General features: G+C 42.3%; 10 protein-coding genes. 5 read left to right on the top strand and 5 right to left on the bottom strand.

Going from position 1 to position 11,019, the window contains the following annotated elements; translation table 11 throughout:
• A partial coding sequence (locus QZY09_RS07425) for a pyruvate formate lyase family protein (protein WP_295670386.1) occupies window positions 1-1,334 on the bottom strand: 1,334 nt, incomplete at its 3' end.
• A 344-nt stretch (window positions 1,335-1,678) separates the two neighbouring features.
• Complete coding sequence (locus tag QZY09_RS07430) at window positions 1,679-1,927, bottom strand: 4a-hydroxytetrahydrobiopterin dehydratase (protein ID WP_295670389.1); 249 nt, start codon at window positions 1,925-1,927, stop codon at window positions 1,679-1,681.
• A gap of 401 nt (window positions 1,928-2,328) precedes the next feature.
• On the opposite strand from QZY09_RS07430, the gene QZY09_RS07435 reads away from it, so the two are divergent.
• Window positions 2,329-3,384, top strand: coding sequence for a hypothetical protein (locus QZY09_RS07435; RefSeq protein WP_295670392.1), 1,056 nt, complete (start codon window positions 2,329-2,331; stop codon window positions 3,382-3,384).
• A gap of 72 nt (window positions 3,385-3,456) precedes the next feature.
• Here the strand turns inward: QZY09_RS07435 and QZY09_RS07440 are convergent, their stop codons facing one another.
• From QZY09_RS07440 to QZY09_RS07450, 3 genes are all read right to left on the bottom strand, one after another.
• Entirely contained in the window at window positions 3,457-4,374 is a 918-nt protein-coding gene (locus QZY09_RS07440; RefSeq protein WP_295670395.1) for a sugar phosphate isomerase/epimerase, read from the bottom strand.
• A 132-nt stretch (window positions 4,375-4,506) separates the two neighbouring features.
• Window positions 4,507-5,190, bottom strand: a complete 684-nt coding sequence (locus QZY09_RS07445; protein WP_295670398.1) for a hypothetical protein — start codon at window positions 5,188-5,190, stop codon at window positions 4,507-4,509.
• 47 nt (window positions 5,191-5,237) lie between these two features.
• Window positions 5,238-5,831, bottom strand: coding sequence for a metallophosphoesterase (locus tag QZY09_RS07450; protein ID WP_295670401.1), 594 nt, complete (start codon window positions 5,829-5,831; stop codon window positions 5,238-5,240).
• A gap of 323 nt (window positions 5,832-6,154) precedes the next feature.
• Between QZY09_RS07450 and QZY09_RS07455 the strand changes: the two genes are divergently transcribed.
• The 4 genes from QZY09_RS07455 to QZY09_RS07470 all read left to right on the top strand — a co-directional run bounded on the left by QZY09_RS07455 (window position 6,155) and on the right by QZY09_RS07470 (window position 10,892).
• Window positions 6,155-6,565 carry a hypothetical protein gene (locus QZY09_RS07455; RefSeq protein ID WP_295670403.1) on the top strand — a complete coding sequence of 137 codons (411 nt, stop codon included), beginning with the start codon at window positions 6,155-6,157 and terminating at the stop codon, window positions 6,563-6,565.
• Complete coding sequence (locus tag QZY09_RS07460) at window positions 6,562-9,129, top strand: DUF5686 and carboxypeptidase-like regulatory domain-containing protein (protein WP_295670406.1); 2,568 nt, start codon at window positions 6,562-6,564, stop codon at window positions 9,127-9,129. The genes QZY09_RS07455 and QZY09_RS07460 overlap by 4 nt, the downstream gene beginning before the upstream one ends.
• 99 nt (window positions 9,130-9,228) lie before the next feature.
• Window positions 9,229-9,684: a MarR family transcriptional regulator gene (locus tag QZY09_RS07465; protein ID WP_295670408.1), complete on the top strand. Its 456-nt coding sequence runs from the start codon at window positions 9,229-9,231 to the stop codon at window positions 9,682-9,684.
• A gap of 83 nt (window positions 9,685-9,767) precedes the next feature.
• Window positions 9,768-10,892 carry a C1 family peptidase gene (locus tag QZY09_RS07470; protein ID WP_295670411.1) on the top strand — a complete coding sequence of 375 codons (1,125 nt, stop codon included), beginning with the start codon at window positions 9,768-9,770 and terminating at the stop codon, window positions 10,890-10,892.
• Window positions 10,893-11,019: the final 127 nt, after the last annotated feature.

The raw sequence follows: 11,019 nt of genomic DNA on the forward strand, positions 1-11,019 counted from the left end.
CCTTCCTGTTCTTCGCGTCCTCCGTTTAATGCCAGTAATAATACTTTTGGCAGGTTGGCCCTTGCGCCAAAGTGCTGGATAGATTTACCCACTTTCTGGTACGACACGCAGCAGGCTATTCCGTAATCATCGCTGCCCCTGGTGGTACGCATCAGGTCGTCATTTTCGTACTGGATAGATGAGGTATCGATTGAAACTTTTGCGCAGAAGTTTTTAAAGCCTTCGGGCAGGTTATCAGACCATAGCACAGTTAAGTTTGGCTCAGGTGATGCGCCTAAATTATAAAGCGTTTGTAAAAAGCGGAAAGTGGTACGGGTAACCTTGGTACGGCCGTCGTTTAAGAACCCTCCCAAAGCTTCGGTTACCCAGGTAGGGTCACCACCGAATATCTCGTCGTATGAGGCAGGACGTAAGTGACGGATCAAGCGTAATTTCATTACAAACTGGTCTATCAGCTCCTGTGCGGCTTCTTCATTTAATATACCTGCCTTTATATCCCTTTCAACAAAAATATCAAGGAAAGAGGCCACATTACCCAATGACATAGCAGCGCCGTCCTGCTCTTTAACTGCAGACAGGTAAGCAAAATATAACCATTGAACTGCTTCAGCTGCATTTTCAGCAGGCTTTTTCAAATCAAAACCATAAGTTGCGGCCATCTCCACCATTGCTTTTAAGGCATTGATCTGTTCGCTGATCTCTTCGCGTAAACGAACTTTATGATCGGTCATTTCGCCATCAACCCTTTGCAGGTCAGCTTTTTTAAAATTGATCAATTGGTCAACACCATATAAGGCCATCCTGCGGAAGTCGCCGATGATCCGGCCACGTGCATAGTTATCAGGCAAGCCGGTTAAAACATGGTGTGAGCGGAAAGCACGGATCTCGCTATCATAAGCTTTAAATACCGATTCGTTGTGATTTTTAGCGTAGTTGAAAATTTCATGAACCTTAGGCGAAATTTTTAACCCATGTTCGTTCAGCGCTGATTCCACCAGTTTGATCCCGCCAAAAGGTTTCATCGCCCTTTTTAGTAATTGGTCTGTCTGCAGGCCAACAATTACTTCATCGTCCTGTTTGATATAACCAGGACCGAATGCGGTGATGTTAGATATAGTTTCGGTATCGATAGCCAAAACACCGCCATTTTCGCGCTCTTTTAACAGCACTGTTTTGCAGGCTTCCCATAACCTTGTTGTTTTTGCTGAAGGACCGGCAAGGAACGATGCATCGCCGGTATAGGGAGTTATATTTTTAATAACAAAATCATAAACATTAATGGCTGAATTCCATGCACCCGGAATAAATGGGATAGTTGTTTCTTCTGTTTTCATTTTATAAATTTTATACCTCAAAGCTATGGTGGGGCTGTATTACAAAAAGTGCGCAAAATCACATTATAATATGATCGGAAATTTTTTTAATTATGGCCGTAAAAATTAAAGTATTTAAAAAAAATCATAATTATCGGGTATTTAAAAACAGATATTTAACATATTTATAATTTTAATACTTGCAGGACCGGGCGATGGCCTTAAAAACCGGGCTAACAATGGAATTAAACTCATTTTTCGGCATTAAAAATTCTGTAAAAAAGCAGAGATCTGCGCGCCGGAGCATAATAGCAATAAATTTCTAAACTAAAATTAATTGCAAACTACAAGCCGCTGGTGAGACTTTAGACTCCTGACTTAAGACTCAGGACTTGATCTATCCGTTTCGCCAGGTCCCGGTCTTTTTCGGTCACTACGTCGCCGGCGTCGTGGGTGTTTAGCCAAATTTCTACTTTGTTCCAGGTGTTAGCCCAGGTGGGGTGATGATCCATTTTTTCGGCGATCAGGGCAACCCTGGTCATAAAAGCAAATGCTTCTTGAAAATCTTTGAATTCGAAGGCGCGGTATAGTTTGTTATTGGTTTCGTTCCACATAGTGATAATTATTAAAAAAAGCTTGTTCATATTAAAAACAAAATATTCGCCTTTTGTTCTGATTCTAACATACCGTTTAAAATGCGTCCCGGTTTTATTCACCGTGAATGCCCGTGAATTTATCGAATTCATTCACTGACGATGTAGAGACGCGATGCTTCGCGTCTCTGACTTGCGTCGCCGATTTATCGTCGCCAATGCATCTCATTCAAGGCCTGTACACGCCTGTCAGCGGGAGACGCGAAGCATCGCGTCTCTACAATGTCCTTAAAAAATTACCTTTTAGCGATTTTTAAATCTTAAAAGAAATATTTTATGGATTAACATTAACTTAGTTTTCAAATTTAACAACCTTATCAACAAAACCTTTTAACCTAACCAATAAAACCACACTTAAAAACATGGATATGAATATGCCCGGCATGCCCAATGCGCAGACCGCCACTAACCCCTCAACCCTTGGAATAATTACTGAATACAGCCTGAAATGGCCCGGAGATACACTGCCCGGATCGACCCACGAGCTGGTGATCAGCAAGGATTTTATTTTTGTTACCGGTCAAAATATGCACCGTATAGCCAAATTCGACTATAGCGGGAAGTTGCTTACTTATTATAAAATGCCGGATGACAGCGGCCCGCACGGCCTGTTAATTGATAAACACGGACAGCTTTGGGTTTCCCTTGAATTTATTGGCATCGTAGCCCGGCTTGATGACAACGGGAATATAGTGGAACAGATCGACGTGCAAATATATACGGCCGGTGCACATCCAACCGTCATCAATACTGCACCGCATGGTATTGGCCTTGACGCCGATGGCGAAACCATCTGGTTTACAGGCAAACGCACCAGTACCATTGGCCGGATAAGAAAAGACAGGTCCGTGGAGCATTTTCAACTGAACACCTTAGCCGCCCTGCCTATATTTCTGTCGACCGGCGCCGATGGCGGCATCTGGGGTACCGAACTATTGGGCAGCGCTATCCTTAACATTTCAAAAGACGGCGTGGTGAACGAATACAAAATCCCCACTGCAAACAGCAGGCCTATCGCCGTGATCCCCGACCCATGCGAACCGTTTATGTGGTTTACAGAAGAGGCCGGCGTAAAGATTGGCAAAATTGATATGAATGGTAATATGACTGAATACCGTGTGCCCGCCTTGCAAAAAAACGATATCCTGGCGTCGCTTTCGTTCGACCCGGATGGCAACCTATGGGTGCAGGTTTATGTTGATGCTGCCAACCCAAACCCGGCAGGTTACGATTATATCATTATGTTTGATAAATCGATCAGGCAGCTGCAGGGCGACGACCTTTCGGGCATTCCGTTTGTAATGCATACCATCCCCAGCAAAATGTCCATGATGCACCGCATCCGGCCCGACCATGATGGCAACCTGTGGTTTACAGAAATGATGACGGATAAATTGGGGAAGATAAAGTTGGTGTAAAGGTAAAGGTCTTTCTTATCTTGATATTATTAACGTTAACATCAAAATATTTCACGCTACTCCCTTTATATCTCACCCAAAATGCGCCCTCATCACCCTCGCATAATCTGCTATGGCCACATCAGGTTCCCCGATTTCGGGATGCCAGAGTTTTTCCCATTCAAAGCTGTAATAGCCATTGTATCTCCCGTTCCGCAGGGCGTCAATCGCTTCAAAAATGGGCACTTCGCCCTGCCCCAACAGGACATAATGCACATCGTTGCCGGTTATTTTTCCGTCCTTAATGTGTGTATGCCTGATATAGGGGTGTAAAACTTTATAAGCTTCGGCAGGCGGTTCTTTGGTAGTGGCCCACATATTGCATACATCCCAGATCATGCCTGTATGGGCGTGTTTAGCGGCTTTCATTACGGTTTCAAGGTCGGCTATTTTTACCAGGTCGCCGTGCGATTCAACCAGGACGCTTACTTTGCTCCCTTTGGCATGTTCGGCCAGTTCAAGCAGGCCTTTTATAATCAGGTCCATTGTGGCGGCTTTATCCTCCTCTTTCGGAAAAGAATTAGGGAACACCCGCACAAAAGGACATTCCAGTTGCTGCGCCAGGTCGATAAAGCGTCGGCCTTCATCTAAATTCTTCAGTCTTTCTGCAGGATCGGCAATATGCATCATAGCGGAGGAACCCAAATCAGCAAATCGCAGGCCCTTGTCCTTCATTTGCTGTAAAGTTTGCTGCCTGTTTTGATCGGTACTAAATTCCTTTACTTTGGTAAGGTCCATTTCGCGTTGAATCCCGCGCAGCTCGATGCCATCATACCCATGTTGTGCCGCAAAATCAATGATCTGGCTAAACGACCATTCGGGGCAGCCCAAAGTTGAAAAAGACAACAGCGGTTTATCCTTTTTGATTTTAAAAGAAGATGCCATTATCGCCCCCGCTGCCAGCAGCGACGATGTTTGCAAAAACTTCCTGCGTGAATATAAATTCATCATAAATATCTATTTACAGCAAATTAAATCTCTGTGCTGCTCTGCGAATCTCTCCGTGCACTCTGCGGTTAAAGTTTTTACCACGGAGAGCGCTAAGGAGGCACAGAGGTCACGGAGGTTATTTTATTATTTGTCTTATTTCTCCTTCAACGAATCCGCTTTCAAATAATTCATATAAGTTGCATGGTTGACGAAAATAGCGCTGTCCGCCCTTGTCCCAACATCATAAAAATCAGCATAATGTTTGATCATTTGCCCGGTTTTATCCGCTTTAATATGATCGATCAGTTTTGAAAAATCCGCGGCGCTGACGCCTTTCATTTCAAGGGATCTTGCATCATTCAGGGTATCTGTCCAGGTGAGTTGCTGTGTCTCTTTATCCTTTGGGATCGTTGCCAGGTTAAGGTACCAGTTGGTTTCGTTGACGATATTCCCGGTAGCGGTATTAAATTCCGCCACTTCAAACGAAGGGTTATTCCCATGATTGGAGCAGATAGATGGCACGATCCGCAGCAAAGCCACTGGTTTCGGCATCCTGGACTTATCATATACCACTTTAAAATCATTTAAATGTACATGGCTTGCGACGATTAGTTTTACCGATGCTGCATGTTTTACAATGGTATGCACAAAGGCATCGGAAGACGCCACATTCCAAAAATTCTTTTTGTTAAAAGCGTTGATACCCGGCGGGATGTGCATCAATATCCATACATTTTTACCGTTGGCATTGGCCAGGTTATTCTCCAACCAACGGAGCATCGCATCGGCCTGTGGTTTATAATTGCTACCCAAATTTAAGGATGCGGTATTGATCACCACCACCCTCAAATTGCCCGTTTCGGCTGTGTAATATCCCCTGGCCTTTAACGAATCAGCCGAGGCCCGGGCAAGTTCGGCTCCCAGGCGCTTGCAAAATCATTTAAAAATTTCGGGTCCTGCAGGGCATAGTCCTGTCCGTAAGTATCATTATTACCCATTGCCGGGATAATCATTGCGTTCGGAAAATACTCCTTCAATAAACCTGCAATAAACAGGATACATTTCTTTTTCAATAGCGAATCGGCGGGCGTGGCCCCATGCCAGATAAAATCACCGGCGATGAGGATAAAAGCCGGATCGGGCAACCGCTTTTTCAAATTAAACAAAGCAGATTGCAATACCCCGTAATTGGCATCTTTAAATAAAAGGTTGGTATTGATAGCCATCTGCGGCGCAAATCCTTCAAAATATTGTTTCCATTCAGCAAACGAAGCGTTTTCCAGCTTCTTTTTTAAAACACTGTCGCCTACCGAAGTGCCATAAAAAGGATTAAAGTGAATATCAGAGACGATCAAACATTTTTGCGTCACAAGGGCTTTTCCCGTTGTTCCTGAAATGCGGGTAAAAGATAAAATTGTGGCTAACAAGACGAGGAAACCAAGCCCAAGTGCAGAAAAATGCTTTTTTATTAATTTCATTAGATATATGTTTAGCAGCAACCCCGAAAGGTTCAAGCAATAAATTTCAGCAATATATTCTATGAAAAGGGCCACTAACCAACAAATTAATCACATCGCATTTGGTCAAAGAAACGAAACGATTGAGCAAGTCAGTAGTTACCCCCTCAAAAGTAAATTTTTCTAACAATTAAAACATTTTTGCTTCCTGATCGCCTACCCATTAAAGGCTGCCGATGATCTTCATACTTGTGTCACAAAGATGTTATAAAATTGTCAAATTGGTAAATTCAGTTGACCAATATAGTCAACTTGGTTTACATTTGTACTGTCAAATAAAAAATATGAATATCGTCTATATTACACAGGCAATACTGATCAGCTTCATCAAAAAAGCTGATAGCTATACACAACTTACCGGTTTTAAAAACCTGGCAAAGGCTTTCCAGTGGAAAACAGACTATAAAACATGGCTTTTAAACTTTAAATCAACTGATTATAAGCCAACGGTTAAATCCATCAGCACATATCTGTTCAACGCATCTATCGAAGGCTTAAAGCACAACCTTCTCGGGCCAAATATCAATATGGAATTTTTGATACTCACCACGCACACCTGGGTAATCCTTGCAGCAGGTTTTGCCGAAAGTGTTCCTGAATATATAGCCGGGCGATATTTTGGAAAAAAGAATACCAGGACTAATTGTCCTGATTACAGCCAACCCGGCACAACGTTCAAACTTTGTTTACAATGAAACGTCGATTTTCTATATATATATATAAATTCATTTTATTGCTGCTGGTGTTTTTGGCGGCATTACAGAGCCTGTACGCCCAAACACTGGTTCATGGCACCATTACCGACGCCAAAACAAAAGATATCCTGCCTTATGTAACGGTTACGTTCGTTGGTGGGAAACAGGGCGCCTCCAGCGATAACCATGGAAAATACCGCCTGGCTTCAAATGGCAACGCCACACAAATACGAGTTACCTATGTAGGTTTTAAAACCGAAATAAAATCCGTTGAACCCGGCAAAGAGCAAACGATCAATATCGCTTTAACTGAAGACCGGCAGTTGCTGAATGAAGTATTGGTAAAATCAGGCAAGAAACCAAAATACCGCAACAAAAATAACCCAGCTGTTGAACTGATCCGTCAGGTGATCGACCATAAAGAAAAAAACCGCCTCGAAAGTTATGATTATGCCGAATACCGTCAGTACGAATTATTAAATTTTTACCTGAGCAACCTTTCAGATAAATTTAAAAACAAACGCATCTTTAAAAACTATCAGTTCCTTTTCCGCGAGCAGGATTCAACAGCTATCGGTGGCAAGATCCTCCTCCCAATTTATATGGAAGAGAAACTTTCACAAAATTATTACCGCAAATCGCCGTATGCAAAAAAACAGGTGATTGAAGCCAACAAACAGGTTAAATACGATGAAAGTTTTATTGATAACCAGGGCCTCTCCTCCTACTTTAACCGCTTATACCAAAATATTGATATTTACGATAACAATATCCAGCTGGTAACCAACCAATTGCTGAGCCCTATTGCCGACCATTCTCCTGATTTTTATAAGTTTTTTATTACTGATACACTAAAGGACCAGTCGCCCCAGTTAATTGAGCTGAGTTTTACCCCGCGAAATACCAATGATCTGCTTTTTGCAGGCAAGCTGTATGTAACCATGGACGGCAATTATGCTGTTGAGAAAGCGGTGTTAACGGTAAACAAACACATCAACCTGAATTTTGTGCGGCAGATGCAAACCATCCTTTCGTTCGAAAAGAATGGTGATGGTAAATACCATTTAAGCCAAAGCGATTTGAAAATGGAATTCGCGCTGAATAAAAATAAGGGCGGGGGCATGTTTGGCGAGCGTAAAGTGATCATCGATAGTTTTTTGATGAACAGCCCCCGTCCTAAACCAACTTACGACGGCCCTGAGCAGGTATTTGCCGCGAATGCAGAAAACAAGGACAATCATTACTGGGAGGCAAACCGCCCGGATACCCTGGTGCCAGAAAAAGCAGGCATTTATAAAAATATAGACAGCCTGCAAACCATTGCCTCAGTAAAACGCACCATGGATTGGGTTACTTTGGGCCTGGCAGGTTACAAAAACTTTGGTGCATTTGAAACAGGACCGGCCAGCACTTTTTACAGCTTTAACCCGGTTGAGGGTTTCCGCGTCCGTTTGGGCGGACGCTCGACACCCGAACTCAGCAAGCGCTATTATTTTGAAACCTATGGCGCCTATGGTACAAAAGACGAGCGGTTTAAATATTTTTTAAGCTCGACTTACTCGCTCAACAACAAGTCCATTTATTCGTTCCCGCAAAATTATATCAGGGCCAGTTTCCAGCACGATACAAAGATCCCCGGACAGGAACTGCAATTTGTGCAGGAGGACAACTTCCTGCTATCCTTTAAACGCGGTGAAAATGATATGTGGCTGTATAACGATATTTTCCGTTTGGATTACGTGCATGAATACGATAATCATTTTTCTTACAAAGTTGGTTTCAAGAACTGGGGACAAAGCCCTGCAGGCGCTTTGTATTTTCAGAATGTGATCGGCAGCAATGTAAATAATATCAATACGGTAAAAACTACTGAGCTTTCCCTTGAGTTAAGATATGCTCCTCATGAAACATTTTACCAGGGTAAGATTTACAGGGTGCCAATTGTAGACCGGTACCCCATTTTTACCTTAAGGTATGACCAGGGTATTAAGAATTTTTTTGGAGGACAGTATAATTACCAAAACTTAACCGGCAACATCACCAAACGATTTTACCTGTCGCAGTTAGGCTATTCAGATGTGATCGTTGAGGGAAATTACATTTTTGGCAAAGTGCCGTTCCCGTTGATGGATATCCACCATGCCAATCAAACTTATTCGTTACAACTGGACTCCTACAACCTAATGAATTTCCAGGAGTTTGTGAGCGACCATTATGCCAGCATCAATATCGACCACAATTTCAATGGATTCTTTTTCAATAAAGTGCCCTTGCTTAAAAAATTAAAACTGCGCGAGATCATCGACTTTAAAGGACTTTGGGGTGGAGTTAGGAGCGAAAACAATCCGGCTAATGACCCGTTGTTGTTGAAGTACCCTATCAACAGCACCACAGGACTACCGGTTACCTATACGCTGAATAACGGACCGTATATGGAAGGCAGCTTCGGCATTGGCAATATTTTTAGGTTGATCAGGGTTGATTTGGTTAGGCGTTTTACATACCTGGATAACCCGGAAGTATCCAAATGGGGCATCAGGGCGCGCGTTAAGTTCGACTTTTAATAGTATATTTGTAAACTAAGTTGACTATTTAACGTTTTATATTAAGTAACACATAATATTTAAAAAGGCTGATTAGACAGGTTTTTAATAAAAAAGATCATGGAAACCGAAAATTCACAAAGGTTTACTATTAAACTTATCTACTTGTTAAAACGTTTCATGGACGACTGGAACGAAAAAAAACTATGCCGTGTGCATTACCCGGGTTTTAACCATGCGCACCTGCCGGTTTTTATGAGCATAGGCCAAAGCGGGATCTCTAACAACGAGCTTGCAGAAAAACTAAATGTTACCAAGCAGGCTACCAGTAAAATCATCAAAGAGCTTGAAGAGATAAATACGGTAAGGAGTGAAAAGAGCGCTTCAGACGCCCGTTCCGTAATACTTCATTATACCCCTGACGGCGAAAAATATTACCAGTATATCAAAACACAGATCAACCAGTTGGAAGATCAGTATAAAAAACTTGTCGGCGCTAAAAATTATGAAATAGCCATTGATGTGTTGTTAAAATTGGTTGAATTTCACGAAAAACAAAATTGCCTGCAGGGTTAAACAGTATCTTCATTTTCATTTCCCTTATTACTAAATTAGATTTTATGTTTACTTTTAGCTTTTAAATAAGGTTAAAACTGAACATGACAAAGCTTTTCTTCACCATCGCGATATTAATTTCTGTTAACTGCGTCTTCGCGCAAAAAAGTGTTCCTGCCACCATAAAGCAAATCCCGGCCGGCACAGTTAAATACCAGGGGAATACCAACACGTGCTGGTCGTTTTCAACTACCTCGATGATTGAATCAGGCACCATCATCAACGACCATAGGGACATCGACCTGTCAGAATTATATACTGCCCGCAACCTTTTTATCGAGAAAGCAAAACGTTATATTTTGTCAAACGGCACTACTTTGTTCGAGGCCGGGGGATTATCACACGATGCCTTATTTGGCATTCAAAAGTACGGCGCAATTCCTGCTGAATTTTACGGGCGTGATAATGCAGTAAAATTTTCAGACAGTTCCCCGGTTCAAATGGATGAGATACTAAAAAAATACCTCGACTCGGTATTGAAAACCAAACCGATAGATCCCAACTGGCTTGCCGGCTTCATCAAAAAACACGACGCCATTGCCGGTACGCCACCCGAAAAATTCAACTGGCAGGGGAAAGTATACACGCCACTGACCTTTGAAAAAGAGGTATTGAAATTTAACCCGGATGACTATGTCACCATTACTTCTTTTACCCACCACCCATTTTACCAGAATTTCGCGCTGGAGATCCCTGATAACTTTTTAATGTCCGAACCTTACTTGAATGTACCCTTAGAAGAGATGATCGGCATAGCCAGCAAAACCATTGTTAAAGGCTTTCCGCTGGTAGTGGATATGGATGTAACCAATAATGGCTGGAACTGCCATCACAGCGGCTACGCACTATTTGAAAATAACAGGTTTGCCAGCGTCGCAAATCCGGATACTGCTGAATTGGATTTTAACCAGCAATTGCGCCAGCAATTATTTGAAACACTGGTAACCCAGGACGATCACCTGATCCATGTAGTAGGAATTGCCAAAAGTAAAAACGGAAAGCTGTTTTTTATTTTGAAAGATTCCGTTGGCGATACACCTTTTAAGGGGTATGACTACATCTCGGTAAATTATTTCGGCATTAATGCAATAAGTATTACAGTACCCAAAAAAGCACTGGATCCAAAATATTTATCACTGGTGAGCAGCAAGCCGGGAAGGCCATTATAATAACGACCGCAAAAATCGGTAATGATGCCAAAAATAGTTGGTGAAATAGATGAACCAATCAATGTTTTTCTATGGTAGAGTTCAGAAATGGCTGAAAAAACCTCATCTGCGCTATCCTTAGGTTGAA

It is taken from the genome of uncultured Mucilaginibacter sp., assembly GCF_903913935.1.
Taxonomy (GTDB): Bacteria; Bacteroidota; Bacteroidia; order Sphingobacteriales; family Sphingobacteriaceae; genus Mucilaginibacter.